General features: G+C 67.7%; 21 protein-coding genes and 1 other RNA gene. 13 read left to right on the top strand and 9 right to left on the bottom strand.

Features of this window, described 5'->3' with window-relative positions; translation table 11 throughout:
- Positions 1-11: 11 nt before the first annotated feature.
- Positions 12-860, bottom strand: coding sequence for an aldo/keto reductase (locus E0W80_RS02240; RefSeq protein WP_131491145.1), 849 nt, complete (start codon positions 858-860; stop codon positions 12-14).
- Between the two features lie 42 nt (positions 861-902).
- On the opposite strand from E0W80_RS02240, the gene E0W80_RS02235 reads away from it, so the two are divergent.
- The 5 genes from E0W80_RS02235 (at position 903) to E0W80_RS02215 (ending at position 5,807) form a co-directional block, all read left to right on the top strand.
- Positions 903-1,325, top strand: coding sequence for a YchJ family metal-binding protein (locus tag E0W80_RS02235; RefSeq protein ID WP_131491144.1), 423 nt, complete (start codon positions 903-905; stop codon positions 1,323-1,325).
- Between the two features lie 36 nt (positions 1,326-1,361).
- Complete coding sequence (locus tag E0W80_RS02230; protein ID WP_047520074.1) at positions 1,362-2,096, top strand: C4-type zinc ribbon domain-containing protein; 735 nt, start codon at positions 1,362-1,364, stop codon at positions 2,094-2,096.
- Positions 2,097-2,118: 22 nt separating this feature from the next.
- On the top strand, positions 2,119-3,819 hold the full coding sequence (locus E0W80_RS02225) for a bifunctional 3'-5' exonuclease/DNA polymerase (protein ID WP_131491143.1): 1,701 nt from the start codon (positions 2,119-2,121) through the stop codon (positions 3,817-3,819).
- Positions 3,820-3,859: 40 nt separating this feature from the next.
- An RNA gene (gene rnpB, locus E0W80_RS02220) (RNase P RNA component class A) lies at positions 3,860-4,216 on the top strand.
- Positions 4,217-4,325: 109 nt separating this feature from the next.
- On the top strand, positions 4,326-5,807 hold the full coding sequence (locus tag E0W80_RS02215) for an arylsulfatase (protein ID WP_131491142.1): 1,482 nt from the start codon (positions 4,326-4,328) through the stop codon (positions 5,805-5,807).
- Between the two features lie 71 nt (positions 5,808-5,878).
- On the opposite strand, the gene E0W80_RS02210 is transcribed toward E0W80_RS02215, so the two are convergent.
- Entirely contained in the window at positions 5,879-6,625 is a 747-nt protein-coding gene (locus E0W80_RS02210; protein WP_047520080.1) for a polyphosphate--glucose phosphotransferase, read from the bottom strand.
- A gap of 68 nt (positions 6,626-6,693) precedes the next feature.
- Between E0W80_RS02210 and E0W80_RS02205 the strand changes: the two genes are divergently transcribed.
- From E0W80_RS02205 to E0W80_RS02190, 4 genes are read left to right on the top strand one after another with little or no spacing between them, the layout of a single operon-like run.
- Positions 6,694-6,918 (top strand): hypothetical protein, encoded by a 225-nt coding sequence (locus E0W80_RS02205; RefSeq protein WP_047520082.1) that lies wholly within the window; start codon positions 6,694-6,696, stop codon positions 6,916-6,918.
- 2 nt (positions 6,919-6,920) lie between these two features.
- Entirely contained in the window at positions 6,921-8,258 is a 1,338-nt protein-coding gene (glnA, locus tag E0W80_RS02200) for a type I glutamate--ammonia ligase (protein ID WP_047520084.1), read from the top strand.
- A 7-nt stretch (positions 8,259-8,265) separates the two neighbouring features.
- Entirely contained in the window at positions 8,266-11,241 is a 2,976-nt protein-coding gene (locus tag E0W80_RS02195; RefSeq protein ID WP_131491141.1) for a bifunctional [glutamine synthetase] adenylyltransferase/[glutamine synthetase]-adenylyl-L-tyrosine phosphorylase, read from the top strand.
- Between the two features lie 50 nt (positions 11,242-11,291).
- Entirely contained in the window at positions 11,292-12,212 is a 921-nt protein-coding gene (locus E0W80_RS02190) for a diacylglycerol kinase family protein (RefSeq protein ID WP_131491140.1), read from the top strand.
- A 34-nt stretch (positions 12,213-12,246) separates the two neighbouring features.
- On the opposite strand, the gene E0W80_RS02185 is transcribed toward E0W80_RS02190, so the two are convergent.
- On the bottom strand, positions 12,247-13,380 hold the full coding sequence (locus E0W80_RS02185; protein WP_131491139.1) for an AI-2E family transporter: 1,134 nt from the start codon (positions 13,378-13,380) through the stop codon (positions 12,247-12,249).
- Positions 13,381-13,551: 171 nt separating this feature from the next.
- On the bottom strand, positions 13,552-14,976 hold the full coding sequence (gene glnA, locus E0W80_RS02180; protein ID WP_047520093.1) for a type I glutamate--ammonia ligase: 1,425 nt from the start codon (positions 14,974-14,976) through the stop codon (positions 13,552-13,554).
- 147 nt (positions 14,977-15,123) lie between these two features.
- Here glnA (E0W80_RS02180) and E0W80_RS02175 point away from each other — a divergent pair, with 147 nt between their 5' ends.
- Positions 15,124-15,552, top strand: a complete 429-nt coding sequence (locus E0W80_RS02175; protein ID WP_047520095.1) for an RDD family protein — start codon at positions 15,124-15,126, stop codon at positions 15,550-15,552.
- 27 nt (positions 15,553-15,579) lie between these two features.
- Here the strand turns inward: E0W80_RS02175 and E0W80_RS02170 are convergent, their stop codons facing one another.
- Positions 15,580-16,071, bottom strand: coding sequence for an ATP-dependent zinc protease (locus E0W80_RS02170; RefSeq protein ID WP_131491138.1), 492 nt, complete (start codon positions 16,069-16,071; stop codon positions 15,580-15,582).
- A 20-nt stretch (positions 16,072-16,091) separates the two neighbouring features.
- On the opposite strand from E0W80_RS02170, the gene E0W80_RS02165 reads away from it, so the two are divergent.
- Entirely contained in the window at positions 16,092-17,279 is a 1,188-nt protein-coding gene (locus E0W80_RS02165; protein WP_047520097.1) for a RimK family alpha-L-glutamate ligase, read from the top strand.
- A gap of 57 nt (positions 17,280-17,336) precedes the next feature.
- Here E0W80_RS02165 and E0W80_RS02160 read toward each other — a convergent pair whose 3' ends face one another.
- On the bottom strand, positions 17,337-18,047 hold the full coding sequence (locus E0W80_RS02160; RefSeq protein ID WP_047520099.1) for a DUF4191 domain-containing protein: 711 nt from the start codon (positions 18,045-18,047) through the stop codon (positions 17,337-17,339).
- A 158-nt stretch (positions 18,048-18,205) separates the two neighbouring features.
- Here E0W80_RS02160 and E0W80_RS02155 point away from each other — a divergent pair, with 158 nt between their 5' ends.
- Entirely contained in the window at positions 18,206-19,735 is a 1,530-nt protein-coding gene (locus E0W80_RS02155; protein ID WP_131491137.1) for a hypothetical protein, read from the top strand.
- Between the two features lie 9 nt (positions 19,736-19,744).
- Here the strand turns inward: E0W80_RS02155 and sucB are convergent, their stop codons facing one another.
- The 3 genes from sucB to E0W80_RS02140 form a co-directional block, all read right to left on the bottom strand.
- Complete coding sequence (gene sucB, locus E0W80_RS02150) at positions 19,745-21,517, bottom strand: 2-oxoglutarate dehydrogenase, E2 component, dihydrolipoamide succinyltransferase (RefSeq protein ID WP_131491136.1); 1,773 nt, start codon at positions 21,515-21,517, stop codon at positions 19,745-19,747.
- Between the two features lie 67 nt (positions 21,518-21,584).
- Positions 21,585-22,958 (bottom strand): dihydrolipoyl dehydrogenase, encoded by a 1,374-nt coding sequence (gene lpdA, locus E0W80_RS02145; RefSeq protein WP_131491135.1) that lies wholly within the window; start codon positions 22,956-22,958, stop codon positions 21,585-21,587.
- A gap of 3 nt (positions 22,959-22,961) precedes the next feature.
- Positions 22,962-24,434, bottom strand: a complete 1,473-nt coding sequence (locus E0W80_RS02140) for a leucyl aminopeptidase (protein ID WP_131491134.1) — start codon at positions 24,432-24,434, stop codon at positions 22,962-22,964.
- A gap of 113 nt (positions 24,435-24,547) precedes the next feature.
- Between E0W80_RS02140 and E0W80_RS02135 the strand changes: the two genes are divergently transcribed.
- Complete coding sequence (locus tag E0W80_RS02135; protein ID WP_131491133.1) at positions 24,548-25,489, top strand: PAC2 family protein; 942 nt, start codon at positions 24,548-24,550, stop codon at positions 25,487-25,489.
- The last annotated feature ends 148 nt before the right edge of the window (positions 25,490-25,637 follow it).

Here is a 25,637-nt window from a genome sequence, read left to right as displayed (position 1 = left end):
GCGATACCGGGTCAGGACTCCTCGTGCGTCCGGGGATCCGCGTCGAACAGTCGTCCGTCCGGACGTCCGAGCGCGGTGATGGCCGTGACCTCGCCTTCGTCGAGCACGACTTCTGCGGCGGCGAGGTTCGCGACCTGGTGCTCCAGCGTCGAGGCCTTGGGAATCGACACCGTCCCCCGTGCCACGTGCCAGGCGAGCACGACCTGGGCAGGAGAGATCGCGTGCGCTGCGGCGACCTCGCGGATCACCGCCTCGTCGAGCAGCGCCTTCGCGCGACCGAGGGGGCTCCAGGCTTCCGTGAGGATTCCTTTCTCCCGGTGGTACGTGAGCTGCTCCTCCTGGGGGAAGTAGGGGTGCACCTCGATCTGGTTGACGACCGGACGGATACCGGTCTCGGCTTCGATGCGCTCCACATGTTCCGGGAGGAAGTTCGAGACGCCGATCTGCCGCACGACGCCACGGGACTGTGCATCGACCAGAGCGGCCCACGCCTGGACGTACTCGCCCTGGCTGGGGTTCGGCCAGTGGATGAGGTGCAGATCCGTCACGTCGAGTCCCAGGCGCGAGCGGCTCTCCTCGATGCTGTCGCGCGCTCTCTCGGACGGGTGGTGGCGGCCGGGGAGCTTCGTCGTGACGACGATCTCCGAGCGATCCACCTCTGCGGCGGCGACCCCCCGGCCGACCGAGCCCTCATTCTCGTAGTTGAAAGCCGTGTCGATGAGCCGGTAGCCCGCCCCGATGCCCCCGGCGACGGCATCCGCTCCGCTATCGCCGTTCAGTCGATAGGTGCCGAGGCCGATGGCCGGAAGGGCGAAGCCGTTGTGCGCGGTGAACGAGGGGACGACGGGTCGAGTGGTCACGATTCTCCTTCTGGGCGTTTCTCCCGAGCGTACGCTGGAGGGATGACAAAGGACGCGGACACGGCGCTGGATGACGCTTCGGCTGTCGAGTCGTCGCGGTGCCCGTGCTCCTCCGGAGACGTGTTCGGACGGTGCTGCGCACCGTTGCTGCGAGGCGCACCGGCCCCGACCGCGGAGCGTCTCATGCGCTCCCGCTACACCGCGTTCCGCCTCGGCGATGCCGCGCATCTGTTGCGGACCTGGCACCCGACGACGAGGCCCCACGCCATCGAGTTCGACCCGGAGCTGCACTGGCGGCGTCTGATCGTCCTGGATCGCGGGGCGGGTGGTCCGTTCGATCGGGAGGGCGTCGTGGAGTTCGAGGCCTTCTGGCGCCAGGGTGCGGAGCGCGGTTCCTTGCACGAGCGCAGCCGCTTCGTGCGCGAGGACCGACAGTGGCTCTACGTCGACGGAGACGTCCGCTGATGGGCGGATGTCGCTGTAGCGACTAGATTTGAGAGCGTGAACGCCAGCCCCGAGAACCAGCGCACCCTGCTCGACATCGCCGACCTGGATCGGCGCATCGCGCAGGCAGAGCGTGCACGAACGAAGCCGAGTCAGGCGGGCCGCATCACCGAACTCGTCGCCATCCGTCAGGAGCAGCTCCGTGAGCTGACCGCTCTCACCGGTGCCCGCGATGACGTGCGCACCGAACTGACACGGCTCGAATCCGACGTCGCGGTCGTCGCGGCGCGTCGGAACCGCGATGCCGAGCGCCTCGCCACGGCCACGAACCCGAAGGACGCACAGGCCCTCGAGCACGAACTGGCGAGCCTCGCCAAGCGGCAGAGCGATCTCGAAGACGCGCAGCTCGACGTGATGGGACGACTCGAAGAGGCGGAGGCCTCCGTCGCCGCGCAGCAGGCGCTGCTGGAGACGACGACGGCCGAAGGCACGTCGCTCACGGCCCAGGCGAAGGCCGACGTCGCGGCGGCGACCGATCTGGGGAGTCAGCTCGCCCGCGACCGTGCGGCTGTCGCCGAGAGCGTGCCGCCGCAGTTGCTCGCCGAGTACTCGCGCCGCGCAGCGAACAGTGCGGGCGCGGCGTTGCTCACCCGGGGAACCTGTGAAGGCTGCCGCATCCTGCTCCCCAGCACCGACCTGAACGACATCCGTCGTGCGGCGGACGACCTCGTCGTGTCGTGCCCCGAGTGCGGCTGCATCCTGGTTCGTACCGAGGAGTCCGGGCTCGCATGAGCGGTGCCCGCACGCACCGCTCATGACGGTGCCGGCGTCGGGCGTCGAACGGCGGATCGCGCTGATCTCGCTGGGGCCGCAGGACCACGTCGCCATCGAGCTCGATGCCGACGACGAAGAGCAGAGCCGCACGCCACTGCGCTCAGACGATCTCGCGACGTGGGTGCAGTCCGTCGAGGCCGCCGACGCTCCGCGATGGATCATGCGTTCGGCCGTGGAGACGTACGCGCTTCTGCTCGCCGACGGGGTGCGGATCGCGCGCAGTCATGATCTGGTACTCTGCCACGCGATCCTCCGGGACACGTCCTCGGTGGAGACTCCGCTGCCGTCCTCCCCGGAATGGGAGCGTCGCGAGCCCACCGTGGCGTTGCCCTCGCTGTTCGATGTGTTCGACGATGAGCGAGGCGACGATCCGATCGCCTCGACGCTCGATCAATACCGTGCGCAGCGCCGGGTGATCGCTGGCGCGCCGGACGGACGCCTCACTCTGCTGTGCGCCGCGGAGTCGGCAGGCGGTCTCATCGCGGAGGAGATGCGGGTCGCGGGCCTTCCCTGGGATGAGGACGTGCACGATGCGATCCTGACCGAGACCCTGGGCACCCGTCCGGTCGCCGGAGGCGTGCCGAGCCGGATGGTCGAGCTCGGTGATCGCGTGCGAGACCTCTTGGGGGACGCATCCCTTCACCTCGACAGCCAGCAGAAGCTGCTCCGCGCGTTGCACCGCGTGGGGGTGCAGGTCGAGTCCACGAGTCGGTGGGAGCTCGCTGAACACGATCACCCGGTCGTCGAACCGCTGCTCGCGTACAAGAAGTTGTCCCGGCTCCTGAGCGCCAATGGCTGGGCCTGGCTCGCCGAGTGGGTGCATGACGGGCGGTTCCGTCCGGTGTACATCCCCGGGGGCGTGGTCACTGGACGATGGGCGTCGGCCGGCGGGGGAGCGCTGCAGTTGCCTCGCAGCCTTCGTCCTGCGGTGCGTGCCGATCCCGGATGGACCCTCGTCGTCGCCGACGTGGCGCAGCTGGAGCCCCGCATGCTCGCCGCGATGGCTTCGGACGAGGCGATGGCGCTCGCGGCGCGGGGGAGCGACCTCTACGCCGGCGTCGTCGACTCCGGTGCGGTCGCGACGCGGGAGGAGGCGAAGTACGCGGTGCTGGGAGCGATGTACGGCGCCACGACGGGAGACAGCGGACGATTGGTGCCGCGCCTGCGCAAGGTGTACCCGCGCGCGATGGCGTTGGTCGACGCGGCGGCACGCACCGGTGAGGACGGAGGAATCGTGTCCACGTGGCTCGGCCGTTCGTCGCCGCGGCCGTCGACGGAGTGGATGCGTCTGCAGTCGGATGCGACGGGGGCCGATGCCGAGCCGGCGGTGGTGGCGCTCGCCCGACGCAGGGCACGCGATTGGGGACGCTTCACGCGCAACTTCGTGGTGCAGGGAACCGCTGCGGAATGGTCGCTCATCTGGCTCGCCGAGATTCGTCATCGCCTGCAGCTGATCCCGGAGGTTTCCACGGCGGCCGCGGCCTCCGGTCCGTTCGCGCGGGTGCCGCACCTCGCCTTCTTCCTGCACGACGAGGTGATCCTGCACGTCCCGCAGGAGCATGCGGAGACCGCGGCTGAGGCGGTCCGGGAAGCCGCGTCCGTCGCCACCACCCGTCTCTTCGGCTCTTTCCCGATCGATGTGCCCCTCGATCTGCGCATCGCCGAGTCCGCCGAGAAGTAGCGGGAGCGTGCGCGGGGAGAAAGTAGACTGGGTATGCGAATGGGTCGACTGGACGGTCGCGTTGCGGGGAACCGCACCGAGGAACGTCCGGGCTCCACAGGGCAGGGCGGTGGGTAACACCCACCCGGAGCAATCCGCGAGAAAGTGCCACAGAGAGTAGACCGCCCCGCAAGGGGTAAGGGTGAAAGGGTGGTGTAAGAGACCACCGGGGGACATGGTGACATGGCCCGCCAGGTAAACCTCGTCCGGAGCAAGGTCAGACAGAGGATGTTGACGCGGCTCGCCGAGTCCTCGGGTAGACCGCTAGAGTGCCACGGCAACGTGTCGCCGAGAGAGATGACCGTCGAAGGGGCGAAGAACCCCGGAACAGAACCCGGCGTACAGGTCGGCCCATTCGCACCGCTTGTATCGATCGTCTCCTCCCGAAAGGGTGAGCGGCGGTTCCCGCACGAGGAGCCGCTTGCTACGTTCGCCTCCATCACGCACGAAACGACGGAGGAGAGCTCATGGCGAAGAAGCCCAACATCATTCTTTTCATGTCCGACGACGTCGGGTGGGGCGACCTCGGATGCTACGGAGGCGGCGAGAACCGCGGTGCTCCGACGCCGAACCTCGACCGACTCGCCGCAGAGGGACTGCAGTTCATGTCCTTCTACGGACAGCCGAGCTGCACGCCCGGACGCGCTGCCGCTCTGACGGGCCGCCTCCCGATCCGCAGCGGGATGACGACGGTCGCGTTCCCCGGAGACGGGGGAGGGCTGCCGGCCCCGGAGTGGACGCTGGCGAGCGTGCTGAAGAAGGCCGACTACGCCACGTGCCACATCGGGAAATGGCATCTGGGTGAAGCGGACTACGCGATGCCGACTGCGCACGGCTTCGACGAGATGTACAACACGACTCTCTATCACCTGAACGCGTACACCTACACCGACAAGGCGTTCAACCCCGACTTCCCGTTCGACGACGAGGCGACCATGAAGATGTGGGGCAACGTCATCGGAGCGCTCGACGGGAAGGCCGGGGAGGAACCGACCGAGGTGGAGAAGCTGAGTTCCGAGAACATCCCGTTCATCGACGAGAAGTCGACGGATCGCGCGATCGACTACATCGAAGCCCATGCGAATGCCGATGAGCCGTTCTTCCTCTACCTGAACACCGCCAAGCTGCACCAGCCCAACATCCCGCACCCGGACTTCGAGGGGGCTTCGATGGGCAAGTCGAAGTTCCTCGACTCACTCGTCGAGCTCGATCACCGTGTGGGGGCCGTCATCGACAAGATCCGCGAACTCGGGATCGCCGAAGACACCCTCGTCGTGTGGACCACCGACAACGGTGCCTGGCAGGACGTGTATCCGGACTGCGGATACACGCCGTACCGCGGCACCAAGGGTACGGACTACGAGGGCGGCAGTCGGGTCCCCGCGATCGCCTGGTGGCCCGGAACCATCGAAGCCGGTCGTCGCAACTCGGAGATCGTCGGATCGCTCGACCTGATGGCGACGTTCGCGAGTCTGGCGGGAGTGGACCTCCCCACCGAGGATCGTGAAGGGGAGCCGACGATCTTCGACAGTTACGACCAATCGGCGCTTCTGAAGGGCGAGGGCGGCTCCACGCGAGACCATTGGCTCTACATGACGGAGACCGAGATGATCCCCGGAGCCGTGCGCGTCGGTAAGTGGAAGGCGATCTGGAACGTCCGGGATCAGTGGCGCGGGCCTTCGTCCTACACAGCGATCGTGCCCGAGCTCTTCGATCTCTGGCAGGATCCGCAGGAGCGGTACGACATCTTCATGACGAGTTTCGCGGAGAAGACGTGGCAGGCGCCGCAGATGGCAGCGCGACTGCTGAGCGTTCTTCCCAGCTATCAGAAGTATCCGAACCGACCTCTCCAGTCGGCCGGCATCAGCTACGCGATGTTCGATGTCGAAGATGCGCAGGTGCAGCAGCAGATCCAGAAGATGCTCCACGGCCTGACATCCAGCGCCTGAGTCCGCGCGGGACGGATGAAGGCTCCGACGACCGCGTCGTCGGAGCCTTCACTGTGTCTGGAGGGACGGGATCAGTCGCCGGCCAGAGACGCCGCACCGATGATGCCCGAGTTGTTCCGGTGGATCGCCGGGACGATCGGCGTCTTCAGGTCGAGCAGCGGGAGGAAGTCGCCGGCGTTCTTCGACACGCCACCGCCGACCACGAACAGGTCGGGGCTGAACAGGAACTCGATATGCGAGTAGAACGCCTGGAGGCGCTCCGCCCACTCGGCCCAGGTGAGGCCTTCGCGTTCGCGCGCCGACGTCGCGGCGTAGGTCTCGACCGACTCGTACTCGCGGAAGTTGAGGTGTCCGAGCTCGGTGTTCGGCAACAGGATGCCGTCGTAGAGGAAAGCGGAACCGATGCCTGTGCCGAGTGTCGTGAGCAGGGTGAAGCCACGCACATCCCTGGCCGCGCCGTGTCGGGCCTCGGCGACGCCGGCCGCGTCCGCATCGTTCACGAACACGATGTTGCGGCCGAGGCCGTCGCGGAAGAACCGCTCGGCGTCGAAGTCGATCCATTCCTTGGACACGTTGGCAGCGGAGAGCGTCTTGCCACGCTTGACGATCGCCGGGAACGCCACGCCGAGCGGAAGCGTGGATTCATGCACGTCAAGGGTCTTCAGGACCGTCTGCACGGCCACGAGCACGTCCTGCGGCGATGCGCCCGCCGGAGTGGGGACCCGCACCCGATCGGATGCCATGACACCGTGCTCGAGGTCGACGATTCCCGCTTTGATTCCCGTGCCGCCGATGTCGACGCCGATCGCTTTTGCCATGGGGGATAGCTTAGCGACCGCCGTGCACGCCAGTAGGATCGATGACATCACGTGAAGAAGGGGCAGCCATGACTGACGGTGACCACAAGTACTGGTACAACTCGGAGACCGGCGAGGTCGAGTTCGGGATGATCTCGCCCTCCATCGATCGCATCGGTCCGTTCGACACGGAAGCGGAAGCCCGCCGCGCGCCCGAGGTGCTCCGCGAGCGTTCCCGCGCCTGGGCGGAGGAAGAGGCCGTCGAGCAGGGCTGGGACGTCAAGGGCGACACAAAGGGCCAGGGCACGGAGTAGCAATGGACAAGCAGAGGGACTTCGTCCTGCGGACGATCGAAGAGCGCGGCGTCAAGTTCGTGCGCCTGTGGTTCACGGACGTCATCGGCACGCTCAAGTCGGTGGCGATCGCCCCGGCCGAGGTCGAGGGCGCGTTCGCGGAGGGGATCGGCTTCGACGGCTCCGCCATCGAAGGACTGACCCGTACGCAGGAGTCCGACCTGCTGGCCCAGCCTGATCCGACCACGTTCCAGACGCTGCCGTGGCGCGGCGAGATCGATCCGACGGCGCGCATGTTCTGCGACCTGACGACGCCCGACGGTCAGCCGGCCGTCGCCGACCCGCGGCATGTGCTCAAGCGCACGCTCGCGAAGGCCGCGGACGCGGGCTTCACCTTCTACACGCACCCCGAGATCGAGTTCTACCTGCTCAAGTCGTCGTCGTTCGGGCCCGAGGGACCCGTCCCCGTGGACTCGGCCGGCTACTTCGACAACGTCCCCGGTGGCACGGCGCACGACTTCCGCCGCCGTTCGGTGCGCATGCTGGAAGACCTCGGCATCTCCGTCGAGTTCAGCCACCACGAGGGCGGTCCCGGACAGAACGAGATCGACCTGCGGTACGCCGATGCGCTGACGACGGCCGACAACGTGATGACCTTCCGCACCGTGATCAAGGAGGTGGCGATCGAGCAGGGCGTCTACGCGACGTTCATGCCGAAGCCGCTCAGCGGGCAGCCGGGGAGTGGGATGCACACCCACATGTCGCTCTTCGAAGGCGACCAGAACGCCTTCTACGAAGAGGGCGCCAAGTACCAGCTCTCCAAGACCGGGCGCCACTTCATCGCGGGCCTGCTGAAGCACGCCAACGAGATCTCCGCGGTCACGAACCAGTTCGTCAACTCCTACAAGCGGCTCTGGGGCGGCGACGAGGCCCCGAGCTTCATCACCTGGGGACACAACAACCGCTCCGCGCTCGTGCGGGTGCCCATGTACAAGCCGAACAAGGGGCAGTCGTCACGAGTCGAGTACCGTGCGCTCGATTCCGCGGCGAACCCGTACCTCGCCTACGCGCTCATGCTCGCTGCTGGGCTGAAGGGCATCGAAGAGGGCTACGAGCTCCCGCCCGAGGCTGAGGACAACGTGTGGGCGCTCAGCGACGCCGAGCGACGTGCGCTGGGCTACTCGGCTCTGCCGGCGAGCCTCGACCACGCCCTCGAGTACATGGAGGAGTCGGAGCTCGTCGCCGAGACGCTCGGCGAGCAGGTCTTCAACTACGTACTGCTCAACAAGCGCAAGGAGTGGGAGGCGTACCGGGGGCAGGTGACCCCGCTGGAGCTGAAGAACAACCTCGAGCTGCTCTGAGTCGCGCATGGTCCGTCCGGACGACTCCGTCTCGCTCTCGGCGCTGGCCCGGCTCGGCTTCGCGGAACTGAGCGAGGCCGCGGCTTCCCTCACGGAACTCGCCGAGATCCTCGACCGACCGCACGGCGTGCTGCTCGAAGCAGACGACGCCGCGGACCCCGATGCCGCCGTGCGCGGGCTCCTCCGAGTGGCGCGCCGGGATGCGGGACCCCTGCGGGCGCTTCTCGACGACGAGGTGACCCGTCGACAGGTGTGGCGCGTGTTCGGTGCGTCGGAAGGGCTCGCCGACTTCTTCCTCCGTCACCCCGAGCAGCTCTCGGTCCTCGAAGGCTCGGTCAGCGGTCTGCCGACCTCGCAGGAGATGCAAGAGCGTTTGCTCGCGTCGGTGGGCGCGCGAGACGGATTCGCGCAGACGGGTGATGACGACGCCGTGGTCGCGATCAGGGTCGCGTACCGTCGCAGCCTCGCCGCCATTGCGGCATACGACCTCACGCACCCGTCGCCCGCGACCATCGTCGCCGAGGTGTCGGCCGCACTCGCTGATCTCGCCGGCGCCGCACTCGAAGCGTCGCTCGCCGTCGCCAGGACGCGCCTCCAGGAGTCGTTGAGCACGGACGAGGTCGCCGCCACGCGCCTCGCCGTGATCGGTATGGGCAAAGCCGGTGCCAGGGAACTGAACTACGTCAGCGACGTGGACGTGATCTTCGTCGGCGGCACCAGAGACGAAGACGTCGTGAGCGAAGCGAAGGCGATGGACATCGCCACCCGACTCGCGCGCGAGACCATGCGGAATCTGAGCGGCATCGAAATCGAGCCGCCGCTGTGGGAGGTGGACGCCGCGCTCCGACCGGAGGGCAAGCAAGGAGCACTGGTCCGTTCCGTCGCCTCCCATCTGGCGTACTACGATCGCTGGGCCAAGAGCTGGGAGTTCCAAGCCCTGCTCAAAGCGCGCCCCCTCGCAGGGGACCCCGAGCTCGGTGCGGAGTACATCGCTGCCGTGCAACCGAAGATCTGGTCGAGCGCGGCCAGGCAGGACTTCGTCGAGAGCGTCCAGCGGATGCGTGAGCGGGTGATGGAGTACATCGACCCCGAAGACGTGCCCTATCAGCTCAAGCTCGGCGCCGGTGGACTCCGGGACATCGAGTTCACGGTCCAGCTTCTGCAGCTCGTCCACGGCCTCACCGACGAGACGCTGCGTACGCGCGGCACGCTCGAGAGCCTCGATGCACTGGTCGCCGGCGGATACATCGGGCGCACGGACGCGGCCACCTTCGCCGACGACTACCGGGTGTTGCGCCTGATGGAGCACCGTCTGCAGCTGCGCGAGCTCAGCCGGACCCACCTCATGCCCCGAACCCCCGCGGGGCTGCGGGTGCTCGCTCGTGCCACCGGATTGGCCGAGAGCGGTGGCGCGGTCTGGTCCCGCTGGGAGAGCGTGCGGCGTGAGGTGCGGGAGATCCACACACGGCTGTTCTACCGGCCGCTTCTCAGCGCGGTCGCCGGACTCCCCGAAGAGGAGCGCACGCTCTCGGCTGCGCAGGCACATGACCGACTGGCGGCGATCGGGTTCCGCGACCCCGCGGGAGCCCTCCGTCACATCGGCGCTCTCACGAGCGGGATCTCTCGCAAGGCCACCATCCAGCGTCATCTGATGCCCATCATGGTGCGCTGGTTCGCCGACGGGAGCGACCCCGACTATGCCCTCCTCGCCTTCCGGCGGATCAGCGAGCGCCTCGGCGACACCCCCTGGTTCCTCCGGATGCTGCGGGACTCCTCCGGCGCTGCCGAGAGCCTGACACGCTTGCTCTCCTCCTCGCGGTACATCGGTGAGCTGTTGGAGTGGATCCCCGAGTCGGTCGCGTGGCTGGACAGCTCCGGACGGCTGCGCCCCCGCGGAGCCGCGGCGTTGGATGAGGAGGCGCGGGCGATCCAGACGCGTCACGAGACCATCGGCGACGCCCTGCGTGCCGTGCGCGCGCTGCGTCGCCGGGAGCTCCTCCGTACGGCGATGGGGGCGGTCCTCGGAGTACTCACCATCGAAGAGGTGGCGACGGCGCTCACGGACATCACCGAGGCGACCATCCAGGCCGCCCTGCGCGCCGTGCTCCGCGAGGTGGTCCCCGCAGAGGACGAGGATCTGGACTTCGCCGTCATCGCGATGGGGCGTTTCGGAGGAGCCGAACTCGGTTTCGGTTCGGATGCCGACATCCTCTACGTGTACGACGCGAACGGCGTCGACCCGCAGCGCGCGCAGAAGCTCGCCACGCAGATCGTCGCCGGACTCCGCGAGCACGTCACCGACCACAGGCTCCCGCTCGACCTCGATGCCGATCTCCGTCCGGAGGGGCGCAACGGTCCCGTCGTTCGATCCATCGAGGCGTACACCGAGTACTACCGTCGCTGGTCGTTGTCGTGGGAGGCGCAGGCGCTGCTGCGCGCACGAGGCGTGGCCGGGAGCACGAAGCTGATCGAGAAGTTCACCGCGCTGGCGGACACGATCCGCTATCCCGAGGCGGTCGACCTCCAGAGCACGCGCGAGATCAAGCGCATCAAGGCCAGGGTCGAGGGCGAGCGACTGCCGCAGGGCGCGGACCCCAGGCGGCATCTGAAGCTCGGCCCCGGAACGCTCAGCGATGTCGAATGGCTGGTGCAGATGCTGCAGCTCCAGCACGCTCATGCGATTCCCGGTCTGCGCACGACCTCGACGTTGGGCGCGCTTGATGCCGCCGTCGAAGCGGGGCTCGTGACCGAAGACGACGCCGAGCGGCTGCGCGAGGCGTGGCGACTGTCGAGCAGGCTCCGCTCGGCGATCACCCTCCTGACGGGCAAGACGAGCGATCTGCTTCCGGTGGATCGACGACAGCTGGATGCCATCGGTCGCCTTCTGGGCTATCCCGACCGGTCGGCGACCGAGCTCGAGGAGGACTACCTGGGTGTCACACGGCGTGCACGCAAGACCTTCGAGGACCTGTTCTACGGCTGAATCCGCGCCGCGAGTTTGCAGTATCGGGGCGCGTGTCCCAAGCTGACGATATGACTCACGCGCGCATCGGCATCGTCTGGAATCCTTCGAAGGTCGAGCAGGCGGATCTGCACGATGCGGTAGCCGGCGTCTTCGACGATTCGTATGACGTCCGTTGGTGGGAGACGACTCCGGAGGACCCCGGTCGCGGCATGGCTCGGGAGGCGCGTGCTGACGCCAGGGACCTGGTGATCGCGGTCGGCGGCGACGGCACCGTCCGCGCGGTCGCAGAGGCGCTGGCGGGCTCGGAGACGGCACTCGGGATCGTGCCGCAGGGGACGGGCAACCTTCTCGCTCGCAACCTCGAGGTCCCGCTGAACGATGTGACCGCCGCGCTGGAACGCATCCGTGATGCCGAGGCACGTCGCATCGACCTGGGATGGGTGTCGTACGACGGAACCGAGCATGCGTTCGCCGTGATGGTCGGCTTTGGTATCGACGCGCAGATGTTGGTCGAGACCGACGACGACCTCAAGTCGAAGGCCGGATGGCTCGCCTATGTCGAAGCGATGGGCCGCGCCCTCGCCGGCACCGAGATGACCGAGATCACTCTCGCCATCGACGGGGAGAAGGCGGTCGCCCTGCGCGGGCACACCATGCTGATCGGCAACTGTGGGATGGTGCAGGGCGGGATCAGACTGCTGCCGGACGCCGTGCTCGACGACGGCAAGCTCGATGTGCTCATGGTCAGTGCAGACGGGGCGCTGCAGTGGCTCGACACGCTGCGGTCCTTCGTCTGGGACAACGGCATCCGACGTCTGTTCGGCGCCACCGACGAAGCCGTCAGCACGGATTCCACGCGCCACCTTCCCGTCGAGCGCATCGACGTCGAGTTGGCGACGCCGCTCATGTTCGAGATCGATGGCGAGGAGATGGGGGAAGTCTCCGCCTTCGAGGTGCGCGTGGAGCCCGGCGCTCTGCTCGTCCGCTAGGCCCTCCGCTTGCGCGAACGGCGGCGGAGTCCGATCAGTGCGACGTCGCCGGGGGAACGATCTTCCGGTCCTGCGCAGGGAACGTCACCTTCTGCACGATGATGATGATGCTCGCGGCGACCGGGATCGCGACGAGCGCGCCGAGGATGCCGCCCAGCGTTCCACCGGCCACGGCGGCGATCACCACCAGCGCTCCCGGCACCGCAACGGCTCTGCTCATGATGCGGGGGGAGAGCACGTATGCCTCGATCTGCATATAGACCAGGTAGTAGATGATCGCGATCAGGGCAGTCAGAGGTGACGCGAAGAGGCAGATCAACGAGTTGATGATCGACGCGGTCAGCGTTCCCACCAAGGGGATCAGGGACCCGATGAAGGCGATCAGGGCGAGCAGCGCAGGAACGGGCGCGCCGATGATGCTGAGGAAGATCAGGCTCAGGATGCCGTTGATGAGCGCCAGGCTCGCTTGGCCGATCACATAGCGGCCGACGGCGCCGGAGACGTCTTCGAGGAGTCCGCTGAAGGTGTCGCGCTGGTAGGCCGGCACGAAGCGGGCGGCCACGTGCTTCATGCTCCGCAGCGAAGCCATGAAGTACAGGGTCAGGATCAGGACGATCGTGACGCCGGTCACCCCGCCCGCGATGCCCGCTCCGACGGCGAAGACACCACCTCCGATGTCGAGGAAGTTGTCCGGGTCCTGGACGAAGTCGAGAACGCCCTGGACGGCGTCCGTGATGGTGGAGCCGAACTGGCCGCTGACGTCCTTGTACCAGGCGCTGGCCATGAAGTCCTCGACCATCTGCGGGCCGTCCTTGATCAGGTTGCTGATCTGCTCGACGAGGAGCGGGATGATGGCGAGGATGATGCCCGCGAAAGCGAGGATCACGCCCGCTACGACGATCGTGACGGCTGCCGGTCGGGGGAGTCTCCGTTCGATGAACGTGACGATCGGGTCGAGGCCGAGCGCGAGGAACACCGCCACTCCGATGTACACGAGCACGGTGGCGAGCTGACCGATCACGCCGCCGATCGCCAGCGCCACGAGCACACCGAGTGCGCCGAGCAGGCCGAACTTGAACGGGTTCGTCCGCGCATACGCGCTGACGGCGTTCGATCGCTGTGTCGCGGTGTCTTCCGCCGGCGCGCGCAGCTCGGTCTTCACGGTCATTCTTCTACGGCGCATGGTTCCCCCGGTCGACGCTCAGACTCACAAGTTGATCACCCGGATGCCACGCGGTCAAGCGCGCCACGGCGCAACGAGCAGCGGGTTTCAGAGACGCGAAGGGCCCTACCGCCGCAGTCGCGACGGTAGGGCCCTCTCCGTGCCGTTCCGAGGTGGTCAGACCCCGAAGTACAGCTCGTACTCGAACGGGTGCGGGCGCTGTGCCATCGGCAGGATCTCGTTCTCGTACTTGTACGAGATCCAGGTCTCGATGAGTTCCTTGGTGAACACGCCGCCCTCGAGGAGGAACTGGTGGTCCGCCGCCAGCGCGTCGAGCGAGTCGAGCAGGGAGTTCGGGACCTGCGGGATGTCCTTGGCCTCCTCGGGCGGGAGCTCGTAGAGGTCCTTGTCGACGGGCTCGTGCGGCTCGATGCGGTTCTTGATTCCGTCGAGGCCCGCCATCAGCTGTGCGGCGAAGGCGAGGTAGGGGTTGCCCGAGGCGTCAGGGGCGCGGAACTCGATGCGCTTGGCCTTCGGGTTGGAGCCCGTGATCGGGATGCGGATCGCGGCGGAACGGTTGCCGGCCGAGTAGACCAGGTTGACCGGAGCCTCGAAGCCCTTGACCAGACGGTGGTAGCTGTTCAGGGTCGGGTTGGTGAACGCGAGCAGCGCCGGCGCGTGTGCCAGGATGCCGCCGATGTACCAGCGCGCGATGTCGCTGAGCTGACCGTAGCCGGCCTCGTCGTAGAACAGCGGCTCGCCGCCGTTCCACAGCGACTGGTGCGTGTGCATACCCGAGCCGTTGTCGCCGTAGAGGGGCTTCGGCATGAAGGTCGCGACCTTGCCCCACTCCTGGGCGGTGTTCTTGACGATGTACTTGAACTTGAGGATGTCGTCCGCCGCGTGGACCATCGTGTCGAAGCGGTAGTTGATCTCCTGCTGACCGGCGGTTCCCACCTCGTGGTGCGAACGCTCGAGCGTGAACCCGGACTCGATGAGCTTGAGGGTGATGTCGTCACGCAGGTCGGCGGTCTTGTCGACCGGGCTCACCGGGAAGTAGCCGCCCTTGTACGGGGTCTTGTTGGCGAGGTTGCCGCCCTCTTCCTCACGGCCGGTGTTCCACGCGGCTTCCTCGGAGTCGACCTTGTAGAAGCTCTCGCCGGCGGTGACCGAGTAGCGGACGTCGTCGAAGATGTAGAACTCCGCCTCGGGGGCGAAGAAGGCGGTGTCGGCGATGCCGGTCGAGGCCAGGTACTTCTCGGCCTTCTTGGCGACCTGACGCGGGTCCTTCGAGTAGATCTCGCCGGTGCGCGGGTTGTAGATGTCGAAGAGCATGACGAGCGTGCTCGCCTCGCGGAACGGGTCGACGTACGCCGTCGTGACGTCGGGGATGAGCTGCATGTCCGACTCGTGGATGCTCGCGAAGCCGCGGATCGAGGAACCGTCGAACAGCTGGCCGTCGGTAAAGAAAGCCTCGTCGACCGTCGATGCAGGAATGTTGAAGTGCTGCTGAACACCCGGGAGATCGGTGAAGCGGATGTCAAGGAACTTGACGTCGTTCTCCTTGATATAGGTCAGTACTTCGGACGAATCTTTGAACATGTACGACTCCTGTAATGCGGATCGATGGCTTCACGGCCACTCTGCAGAGTACGGACGGGGGATTTCTCTACGGTATCCGCTTTGTTTCGGGCGTGTTACAGGCGTGAGGTCGTCACGGCGACTTTTCGGGCTCGGTAGGCTGGGGGAGTGACGGATGCTGTGAACACGTACCCCGGTGAGCGACTCGGACTCCCGGAGTCGGGTACCGGGAGCATCGCCCGCCCCGGTCGGCGCATCGGCGCTCTTCTGATCGACTACGCCGCGGCGACGATCATCGCGACGGGCTTTCTCGGATACGACCAGTTCGCGCTCCCCACGGAGGCCGGGCTCACCCAGTTCGCGCCGATGCTCGTGTTCGCGGTGCTTCAGATCCTCTTCATCCCGACGGCGGGCGGCAGCCCGGGCCACCGCATCCTCGGAATGCGTCTGGTGCGTCGAGACGGTGGCTGGATCGGTCTGTGGCGTCCTGTGGTGCGGACACTGCTGCTCATCGTCGTCGTCCCCGCGGTGATCTGGGACAGCGACCAGCGCGGCCTCCACGACAAGGCCATCGGGACGATCCTGATCCGCGCCTGAGCCGTGATCCGAGCCTGCGCCGAGGGCTCAGACCTTGCCGCGGTTGCGACGTCGCGCGTCGCGGGGTGCGCGGCCGCCGAGGAACGATCGCGCCGGGTCGACGGAGAAACCCCGTCGAAGGGCCTCGCGTCCGATGAGCATGCGGAACCCCATCTCGTCGCGGTTGCTCAGCGTCACCTCCGCGAGGACTTCGCGGTCCACGAGACGGATCAGCAGCTCCACCACGAGACGCTCCTGCGCGTGCCCTGAGGAGCTTCGTACGGCCCGACGGTCGTGCACGGGGCACTCCACGACCACGGCGTCCTCCTGGCTGTCCTGCCAGGGTTTGACCTTGAAGCGGACCCAGTTCTCGCCGTCCTGTGCGAACTCCACGATGTCGAAGGCGTGCAAGGACGAGGTGCGCGCACCCGTGTCGATCTTGGCCTTGATCCAGTCCACTCCGAGATCGGGCAGGCTCACCCATTCTCGCCACCCCGTAAGGGTGTTTGAATGGGGGGTAGACCTACTCACCTGATACATCCTGGCAGGAAAAATCCCCCGTGAAGATCGCAGTGCTCTCCCGTGCGCCGCAGGCGTACTCCACCCAGCGACTGCGCGCCGCGGCGCTTCAGCGCGGACACAACGTGAAGGTGTTGAACACCCTGCGTTTCGCGATCGATCTGACTGCCGATGAACCCGATCTCCACTACCGCGGTCGCCAGCTGAGCGACTACGACGCCATCCTGCCGCGCATCGGCAACTCGATCACGTATTTCGGCACCGCCGTGGTGCGGCAGTTCGAGCAGATGGACGTCTACACACCGAACACCGCCAACGGGATCTCGAGTGCCCGCGACAAACTGCGGGCGAACCAGATCCTGTCACGGCACAACATCGCGATGCCGCCGACCGCGTTCGTGCGCAACCGCGCCGACGTGCGACCGGCGATCGAGCGGGTCGGTGGTGCTCCCGTCGTGATCAAGCTCTTGGAGGGAACGCAGGGAATCGGCGTTATCCTCGCTCCGCAGGTCAAGGTGGCCGAGGCGATCATCGAGACGCTCCACTCCACCAAGCAGAACGTCCTGATCCAGAAGTTCATCTCCGAGAGCCGTGGCCGCGACATCCGGGCGCTGGTGGTCGGTGATCGAGTGGTCGCGGCGATGCGTCGTTCCGCGGCCGGCGACGAGTTCCGCTCGAACGTGCACCGCGGCGGATCGGTCGAAGCGATCGAACTGGACCCCGTGTACGAGCGTGCGGCCGTGCGATCCGCCCAGATCATGGGTCTGCGGGTCGCGGGTGTCGACATGCTCGAGGGCGACGACGGCCCGCTGGTCATGGAGGTCAACTCCTCGCCCGGGCTTCAGGGGATCGAGTCCGCGACGAAGCTCGACGTCGCCGGTGCGATCATCGACTACATCGCCGGGCAGGTCGCTTTCCCCGAGATCGATGTCCGCCAGCGTCTGACCGTCTCGACGGGCTACGGCGTCGCCGAGCTCATGGTGCACGGCGCCGTCGACCTGGTCGGGAAGACTCTCGGCGAGGCAGGGCTCTGGGAGCGCGACATCACGGTCCTCACGCTCCACCGCGGCGTCAGCGTGATTCCCAATCCCCGCAAGCACGTCGTGCTGGAAGCGGACGACAGGCTGTTCTGCTTCGGCAAGCTCGACGAGATGCGTTCGATGGTCCCCGAGCGACGCCGTCGTCGCGCGAAGGTACGCCGCCTGCCACGTCAGCCGCTCTCGGAGTGAGCGAGAACGCGGCCGCCCTCGAAAGAGGACGGCCGCGTTCTTCGTGCGGGTGTCAGCTCACCGCGGGCGCTGGGAGCGCACCTTCGTGGGGTCGATCCCCTTGGGAATCGGCAGCGACGACAACGACTGCGACACGGACTCCACGCGGCGGATGACGGCAGCCATGGTGGCCTTGTCGATCGCCTTGGGGATCTTCTTGATCGTCTTCGCGAGGTCGGCGATCGCGACCTCGTCTTCCCCGTGTCCGACATAGATCACCGTGATCGGGACGCCGTGTGCGACGCGCTGGGCCTTGCTGCGCTCCTCGTTGACCAGGCGGGTGAGTCGGCCACGCGCGCCCTCGCCCACGACGACGATGCCACCACGGCCGATCGTGCGGTAGACGGCTTCCTGCGTCTTCGGGTTGATGCCGACCGGTGTCTCCGAGGCCTGCCACTTGCGGCCGAGACTGGTGCTGAGCACGTGGCCGGTGGCGCCGGGCATGCCGTCGATCTTCGCGTACATGGCCGACGTCGACAGGCGCGTCATGAGGAACAGTGCGCCGAGGATACCCAGCATCAGGCCGGTGATGCCCCAGAGAATGAGGGTCCAGACCTGGAAGGGCGGGATCAGATAGCCGGCGACGAGGCCGAGGAGGACGCCGCCGATGAGGATCGCGAGCTGTGCCCAGGGAAGCCACGAGTAGGCCTCGCGGGTGAACCGGAAGAGGGACTTGATCTGGGAGAAGAACCCAGGACGCTTTTCGGGTTCAGAAGCACGCTTTGCCATGAGGACCAGCCTACCGAGTCCTCGGCCCTCCTGATGTCGGCGTTCGCGCGAAGCGGAGGCGCACGCACCTCTTCTGCACATGCGCGGAAACCCTCGGCGTCTATTCACAATGCCTCCGAACACCCCGTCGAGCGCGCTCGGTGCGCTCTGATGGAGCAATGGCGGAGATCGAAGCGGGTGCCCGACGGGGCGAGGTGCTCCTTCCCGGGGCGCACCGGGTGGTTCGGACACTCGATGGCGCGGAGGGGCCGTTCGCCGGTGCGCTCGTCACCTCTGGGGAGGGGGTGGCAGTGCGTGTCGATGCAGCGGCACTCAGCGGCTGGGTGGGGTGGCGCTATGCCGGGGCGGAGCATGTCGCTGCGCCTCTCGATGTGGTGCGTCGGAGGGGAGGGCATGACGTACTGCTGCCGTGGTGCACGGACCGGGTGCTGGGGTTCCTGGTCCGTCGCACGGCTGCGGGCACGGTGCTGACACCCGGGGAGTGCAGCACTCTCGTCATAAGCCTGTTGCGCGGTCTCCACGAGGTCGGGGAGGACCCCGGGGAGGCCCGCAGCGGAGAATGGTGGGTGACCGACGGCGGACGCCCCGTCTTCGTCGTCGGTCAGGGAGGGGATGTGCGGGAGGGCATCGGCGTCATCCTCGAGCGGCTGCAGGAGCACAGCCCCGACAAGGTGGTGAAGCGGGTGCTCGACAGCGTCGGGCGAGGGCTGGAGAAGGCGGCTGCGCAGCCGCGCCTCCCGGTCAAGCTGCTCGCACAGTGGGAGCAGGAGTTGCTGGGAGTCGCTGCTCCGCAACCCCTCGATCGCGCGCTGCATGCTCCGGAGCGCGCGCGGGAGGTCGCGCGCGCCGTCACGTCGCACGACCTTCGCGTGTCACCGCGACGCGGGGAGCCTTCTCGATCCGCAGAGGGCCTGCGTGGTCGTCGTCGCGGGAGGAGAGAGTTCCGCCGCTCGCGGGGCGACAGGGACATCGCGGACCGGGTACGGGCGGCGGGCGCCCTCGCGCGTGTGCTCGGCGTAGCGGTGCGGGAACGGACGGCGTTCGCCCGCCGGAACGGGCCCAGGCGAGCGACGGAGAGTGCGGGCGCCGGGAGCGCCGATGTGTCGCGGCGGCGGCGGGCTCTGCTCATCGCAGGTGCGGCTGCCGCGGCGGTGCTGGCCGTCGGGCTGCTGTGGCCCAGCGGGGGCGTGTCCGGAGAGGCTGCGGATGTGGAGGCAGCGGATGTGGAGGGCGGTGCGACTTCCCCGGAACCTTCCACTGCAGCGTCGACCGAGGCCGGGGCGGACTCCGAGGCGACGCAGGATCCCCGTCGACGCGCCGGGTCGCCGGACCCCGACGAGGTGTCGCCGGAGCCGGACGAGGTCACTCCCGCAGAAGACGACCCTGCCGCGGCGGCAGCGTCGTTGCTCCGTGTCATCGCGGACTGTCGGGTTCAGGGCGACGTGTCCTGCGAGGACGCCGTGGCGGAGGGGGCGACCAGGGTCCTGGATGCCCTCGACGCGGCGACGGACGGAACACCGACATTCGAGTTGGTGGATGAGTACGGGGACATCGCCGTCGTTCGCGTCGCCGTGGACGCAGAGGCGGATGCGGCGAACACGTCAGGGCGTCTCATCATGGTGCTTCTCCGCACGCAAGAGAAATGGCTGGTCCGCGACGTGTATGACGTCGCGGACCAGCCAGGGTGAACTCTCGGGTCAGGCGCCGAGCTGAGCGGCGAACTGAGCCGACTCGAGGCGTGCCTTGACGGCGCCCAGGAAGCGGGCAGCGTCGGCACCGTCGATGATCCGGTGGTCGTAGGAGAGTGCGAGATACACGTACGACCGGACAGCGATGGCATCTGCACCGCCGACCTTCACGAGACCGGGGCGCTTCACGACCGTTCCGGTGCCCAGGATCGCCGACTGCGGGAGGAAGACCACCGGAGTGTCGAACAGGGCACCACGGGAACCCGTGTTGGTCAGCGTGAACGTTCCACCGGCGAGCTCGTCGGGCTTCAGCTTGTTGTCGCGGGTCCGGGCGGCGAGATCGGCGATCTCATGAGCGATCTGCGCGATGTTCTTCGAGGCGGCGTCGCGCAGCACGGGGGTGAGCAGTCCGCGCTCGGTGTCGACCGCGATCGACACGTTCTCGCTTTCGGGGTACACGATGTTCTCGCCGTCGACCGTGGCGTTGATGATCGGGAAGGCCTGGAGGGCCTCGGCGGTCGCCAGCGCGAAGAACGGCAGGAAGGAGAGCTTGTCGCCCGTCTTCTCGAGGAAGGACGCCTTGACGCTGTCGCGGTACTCGGCGAGAGCCGTGACATCGACCTCGACGACCGTCGTCAGCTGAGCGGTCTGCTGCATCGACTCGACCGCACGCTTGGCGAGGACCTTCCGCAGACGCGACATCGGCTGGGTGGTGCCGCGCAGCGGGGAGACCTCGAGCGGCGCCGGGGCGGGAGCGCTGGCTGCGGCGGGCGCAGCGGACGCGGTCTCAGCGGCCTTGAGGACGTCTTCCTTGCGGATACGACCCCCCACGCCGGTTCCCTGGACGGAGGCGAGATCGACTCCCTGCTGCGAGGCCAGACGGCGCACGAGGGGCGTCACGTAGAGGTTGTCGCTCTCGGTCGGCAGCGTGAGCTTCGGTGCAGCGGGAGCGGCGGCGGGTGCCGGAGCAGCGGCCGGTGCGGGAGCAGCCGGAGCCGCAGCCGGTGCCGGAGCCGCAGCCGGTGCAGGAGCAGCAGCCGGCGCTTCGGTTGCCGGGGCCGGGGTAGCGGCGGGTGCCTCAGCGGCGGGTGCCTCCGCAGCGGGCGCTTCCGGCTCGGAGGCGGATGCCGGAGCAGCACCCGAACCGACTCGGGCGAGCACGGCGCCGACGGCGACGGTCTCGTCTTCTCCGGCAACGATCTCCTGGAGCACGCCGGCGACCGGCGAGGGGATCTCGGTGTCGACCTTGTCGGTGGAGATCTCCAGAAGAGCCTCGTCGACGGCGACCTCCTCCCCCACCTGCTTCAGCCAGCGGGTGACGGTGCCCTCGGTGACGCTCTCGCCCAGTTCCGGAAGCACGATGTCGGTCGCATCGCCTGCGGACGCCGACGGCGCGGACTCAGCGGCCGGGGCGGGCGTCTCCGCCGCAGGTGCGGGTGCCGCCTGCTCAGCCGGCGCGGATGCCTCGGGTGCGGCTTCGGCAGGAGCCTCTTCGGCAGCCGGGGCGGCAGCGGCCGGGGCGTCCTGGGTCGGAGCGGCACTGCTGCCGTCGCCGATGCGGGCCAGGAGGGCACCGACCTCGACGGTCTCATCCTCGGCCACGAGGATCTCCTCGATCACACCGGTGACAGGGGAGGGGATCTCGGTGTCGACCTTGTCGGTCGAGATCTCGAGCAGGCCCTCGTCCGCCTGCACGGTGTCTCCCACCTGCTTGAGCCAGCGGGTGACCGTACCCTCTGTGACGCTCTCGCCGAGAGCGGGGAGGACGACGGATGTGCTCATGACTGAGTCTCCTTCAGGAAGTTGTATGACGCTTGTCTAGCTTAGTGACTCGGGCACCGGTTGGTGCTCAGAGGGCGTGCAGGGGCTTGCCGGCGAGGGCGAGGAACGCCTCGCCGAGTGCCTCGCTCTGGGTCGGGTGCGCGTGGATGAGAGGCGCGATGTCCTCCGGGTGCGCTTCCCAGGCGACGGCGAGCTGCCCCTCGGTGATGAGCTCGCCGACGCGGTCGCCGAGCAGGTGGACACCGATGACGGGGCCGTCCTTGAGGCGGACGACCTTCACGAGACCACCGGTTCCGATGATCTCGCTCTTGCCGTTCCCCGCGAGGTTGTATTCGTAGGCGACGATCGCGTCCGCGCCGTGTTCGGCTGCGGCGGCCTCTTCGGTCACGCCGACCGAGGCGACCTCAGGACTCGAGTAAGTGACCTTGGGGATCTGCGCATCGGGGATGTTCACCGGCGAGAGACCCGCGATCCGTTCGGCGACGGCGATGCCCTGCTGGAATCCGCGATGCGCGAGCTGGAGGCCGGGGACGATGTCGCCGACGGCCCAGAGCCCCGGAACGCCGGTGCGCAGGTCTTCGTCGACGATCACGAAGCCACGATCGAGCGTGACGCCCGCCTCCTCGAAGCCGAGATCGGCGGTCACCGGACCACGCCCGACGGCGACGAGCAGGTAGTCGGCGGTGAACTCCTTGCCGTCTTCAAGCGTGACGGTGACGGAGGAATCGTCTTGAACCGCGCTCTGGAAGCGGGTGCCGAGGGAGTACTGGATGCCACGTCGGCGGAACGCCCTCTCCAGTCCCTTGCTGAGGGCGATGTCCTCGTTCGGGACGAGATGGGGGAGCGCCTCGATGATCGTGACCTCCGAGCCGAACGAACGCCACACGCTGGCGAACTCGACTCCGATCACGCCACCACCGAGGATGAGGACCCGCTCCGGGATGACGTCGAGGGCGAGGGCCTGCTCGCTCGTGAGGACACGTCCGCCGATCTCGAGGCCGGGGAGCGATCGGCTGTACGATCCGGTCGCGAGCACGACATCCGCGCCGACGTAGACGTCGTCGCCGACGCTCACGCTGCGGTCCGGGTTCAGACGACCGAGTCCGGCGACCGTGGTGATGCCGCGAGCCTTGACGAGTCCCTCGAGGCCCTTGAACTTCTTGGCGACGATCCCCTCGCGGTATGTACGGACTCCTGCCGGGTCGACGCCTTCCAGCGTGGCGGTCACGCCGACGGAAGCGGCATCGCGCACGTGCTCGGCGACCTCTGCCGCGTGCAGCAGGGCCTTGGTGGGGATGCACCCGCGGTGCAGGCAGGTCCCACCGACCTTGTCCTTCTCGATCAGCGCGACGGACTTGCCGAGTTCACTCGCGCGCAGCGCCGCGGCGTATCCGCCGCTTCCGCCGCCCAGGACGACGATGTCGAAGGTGTGGGTTGTCATAGGTCATGCCTCCTTGTGGGATGCTTCGGCGAAGGCGACGATCGATCGGACCATCGCTCCGGTGGGGCCCTTCTCGGTGAAACCGTACGGGGCGCCGGCGTGTTCGCCGGATCCCGCGATGTCGAGGTGCACCCAGGGGATGCGGGGAGCGTCCTCAGCGTCCGAGGTGCGCCCGACGAAGCGCCGCAGGAACAGTCCTGCATAGGAGGCGCCGCCCATCCGGTCGCTCATGTTCGCGTTCTGCAGGTCGGCGATGGGGGACTCGAGCGACTCCTCCATGTAGTCCGGCAGCGGCATGTGCCAGGCGGGCTCGTCGACCTGGGCGGTTGCCGAGATGAAGGACGAGACCGTCTCGACGTCGCCGAAGACTCCGGTGTGCCGGTGGCCGAGTGCGGCGACGATGGCGCCCGTGAGGGTCGCCACATCGATGATGACGTCCGGATTCTCGCGGCTCGCGGCCACGAGGCCGTCTGCGAGGACGAGCCGTCCCTCGGCGTCGGTGTTCTGGACCTCCACCGTGGTGCCGTCGAGGATGCGGATGACGTCGCCCGGGCGCAACGCACGACCCGAGGGCATGTTGTCGGTGATGCAGAGCCACGCGGTCACGTGGACGGGGAGGCCGAGTGCGGCGATCGCCCGGATCGCGGCGAGGGACGTCGCGGCGCCCGCCATGTCGAACTTCATGCCGACCATCGAGGCCGCGGGCTTCAGGGACAAGCCCCCGGTGTCGAACGTGATGCCCTTGCCGACGAGCGCGATGTGTCGCACAGCGTCAGCGGGGGAGTAGTCGAGGCGAACGAGGCGCGGCGGTCGGTCGGAGCCCTGTCCCACGCCCAGGATGCCGCCGAAGCCCTGCTCGGCGAGGGCCTTCTCGTCGAAGATCTCGACCGTGACATCGAGGTCGGCGACGCTGTCAGCCGCGCTCTGCGCGAGCTGCGCGGGGCTCTGCCACTCGGCGGGCACGTTCACGAGGTCCTTGATGAGCGCGACCGCCTCGCCGATGACCTGGGCGTGCGCGACGTCTTCATCGTCGAGCGCGGCGTGCAGAGTGATCTCGCCGGCGCGCGTCTTGCCCTTCTCGGTGCGGTAGCCGTCGAACTTGTGTCCACCGAGCACAGCACCCTCTGCGGCTGCCGGGGCGAAGCCCTCGAGCCCGTCGGCGAGGGCGACCGCGACGTGCTCGAAGCCGGTGAGCGTACGCAGCGCCGTTCCGGCCGCATTGCGCACCGCCGCGGCATCCGGCGTGCTGCCGGCGCCGACGACGGCGAACGGCAGGGAGGTCACCTCGGGGGCATACACGCGGGTGAAGGATCCTGCGGAGCCGGTGAATCCGACACCGGCCAAGGCATCCGCGAGGCCGGGATAACCGGCCAGTGATTCCGCCGACTCGGGGAGAGCGGCGACGACGAGCACTGCGGCATCTGCAGCGCTTCCGGGGAACTGAGCGGTGGTGTGCGAGAGCACGGGAAGCGTCATGCCTCCATCCTAGGATCTCCGCCGGTGCGGGGAGTCGCGCGCCGGGTGGGTGTGTTCGCTCTCAGCGAGACGGCTCGGGGCCCGGCACCGGGACCTGCTCGTAGCATGGACACATGCCCTTCTCCGGAGAGATCCACGAACGCGTCGCGAATGCGCCGACCGTGCCGCACGGCCTGCCACTGGTGCTGCTTCTCACCGGCTTCACCGACGCGGGGAGTGCAGTCTCCGGGCTCATCGAGCACCTGCGTGAGACAGCCTCTCCTGAGCCCGTCGTGGTCTTCGACAACGATGCCCTTCTCGACTACCGCGCGCGGCGGCCGGTGATCTCGTTCGATCAGGACCATCTCACCGAGTTCAAGCCATCGCGGCTCGAACTGTCGCTCGCGACGGACGCGCTCGGTCGTCCTTTCCTGCTCCTCGCCGGCTACGAGCCTGACTTCGCCTGGAACCGCTTCGCGGACACCGTCCTCGCGCTGGCTGCCGAGTTCGAGGTCTCCGGGTTCCACTGGGTCCATTCGATCGCCATGCCGGTTCCGCACACGCGTCCCATCGGCACGACGGTCAGCGGCAATCGTCGGGAGCTCACCGTCGCGCACTCCGTCTGGCGTCCGCGCACCCAGGTGCCGGCGACGGCAGGGCACCTGCTCGAGTTCCGTTTCGTCGAGCGCGGCGACCGCGCCGTCGGTTTCGTGCTGCTGGTCCCGCACTACCTCGCCGAGACGGAGAACCCGGATGCGGTGATCGCCGCCGCCGAGCGTCTGATGGCCTCGACGGGGCTCGTGCTGATGCTGGACGAGGTGCAGGAGCGTCGCGAAGACTACGTGGCCCGTGTCGACGAACAGGTCGCCGGGAACGATGAGCTCCAGCAGATGGTCCACAACCTCGAGCGCCGATACGACGCGTACATGGCGGGTCGGAACCCCGACGACGACTCGTACGACGAGGGCGGGTTCAGCGAGCGTGATCTTCCCAGCGCCGACGAACTGGCTGCGGAACTGGAGCGCTACCTCGCCTCCCGTCCCTCCGGCGACGAGGACAAGCCCGGCCGCGCCTGAGTCCGTTCGGGGAGAACTTGGTCGGAATGCGCCTGCATCGCCACACGTGTGCGATACTAGGACTCTGACCCGTTGTCAATCGGCGTTTTCGAGCGCTGGACTTGACAAGGGTCTTACTAGTGTCCGAAATGTCCCGGGGTGAGAGATT

The organism is Microbacterium sp. PI-1, assembly GCF_004337555.1.
Lineage (GTDB): Bacteria > Actinomycetota > Actinomycetes > Actinomycetales > Microbacteriaceae > Microbacterium > Microbacterium aurugineum.
The sequence above is the reverse complement of the archived record's forward strand: the minus strand, read 5'-3'. Positions and strand labels throughout refer to the sequence as shown.

What these genes read in the sequence shown, in the direction of transcription:
- E0W80_RS02235 (WP_131491144.1), top strand. Translation starts at nt 903, where the DNA reads ATGACAAAGGACGCGGACACGGCGCTGGATGACGCTTCGGCTGTCGAG.
- E0W80_RS02225 (WP_131491143.1), top strand. Translation starts at nt 2,119, where the DNA reads ATGACGGTGCCGGCGTCGGGCGTCGAACGGCGGATCGCGCTGATCTCG.
- E0W80_RS02215 (WP_131491142.1), top strand. Translation starts at nt 4,326, where the DNA reads ATGGCGAAGAAGCCCAACATCATTCTTTTCATGTCCGACGACGTCGGG.
- E0W80_RS02210 (WP_047520080.1), bottom strand. Translation starts at nt 6,625, where the DNA reads ATGGCAAAAGCGATCGGCGTCGACATCGGCGGCACGGGAATCAAAGCG.
- E0W80_RS02205 (WP_047520082.1), top strand. Translation starts at nt 6,694, where the DNA reads ATGACTGACGGTGACCACAAGTACTGGTACAACTCGGAGACCGGCGAG.
- glnA (WP_047520084.1), top strand. Translation starts at nt 6,921, where the DNA reads ATGGACAAGCAGAGGGACTTCGTCCTGCGGACGATCGAAGAGCGCGGC.
- E0W80_RS02195 (WP_131491141.1), top strand. Translation starts at nt 8,266, where the DNA reads ATGGTCCGTCCGGACGACTCCGTCTCGCTCTCGGCGCTGGCCCGGCTC.
- E0W80_RS02190 (WP_131491140.1), top strand. Translation starts at nt 11,292, where the DNA reads ATGACTCACGCGCGCATCGGCATCGTCTGGAATCCTTCGAAGGTCGAG.
- E0W80_RS02185 (WP_131491139.1), bottom strand. Translation starts at nt 13,380, where the DNA reads ATGACCGTGAAGACCGAGCTGCGCGCGCCGGCGGAAGACACCGCGACA.
- glnA (WP_047520093.1), bottom strand. Translation starts at nt 14,976, where the DNA reads ATGTTCAAAGATTCGTCCGAAGTACTGACCTATATCAAGGAGAACGAC.
- E0W80_RS02170 (WP_131491138.1), bottom strand. Translation starts at nt 16,071, where the DNA reads ATGTATCAGGTGAGTAGGTCTACCCCCCATTCAAACACCCTTACGGGG.
- E0W80_RS02160 (WP_047520099.1), bottom strand. Translation starts at nt 18,047, where the DNA reads ATGGCAAAGCGTGCTTCTGAACCCGAAAAGCGTCCTGGGTTCTTCTCC.
- E0W80_RS02155 (WP_131491137.1), top strand. Translation starts at nt 18,206, where the DNA reads ATGGCGGAGATCGAAGCGGGTGCCCGACGGGGCGAGGTGCTCCTTCCC.
- sucB (WP_131491136.1), bottom strand. Translation starts at nt 21,517, where the DNA reads ATGAGCACATCCGTCGTCCTCCCCGCTCTCGGCGAGAGCGTCACAGAG.
- lpdA (WP_131491135.1), bottom strand. Translation starts at nt 22,958, where the DNA reads ATGACAACCCACACCTTCGACATCGTCGTCCTGGGCGGCGGAAGCGGC.
- E0W80_RS02140 (WP_131491134.1), bottom strand. Translation starts at nt 24,434, where the DNA reads ATGACGCTTCCCGTGCTCTCGCACACCACCGCTCAGTTCCCCGGAAGC.
- E0W80_RS02135 (WP_131491133.1), top strand. Translation starts at nt 24,548, where the DNA reads ATGCCCTTCTCCGGAGAGATCCACGAACGCGTCGCGAATGCGCCGACC.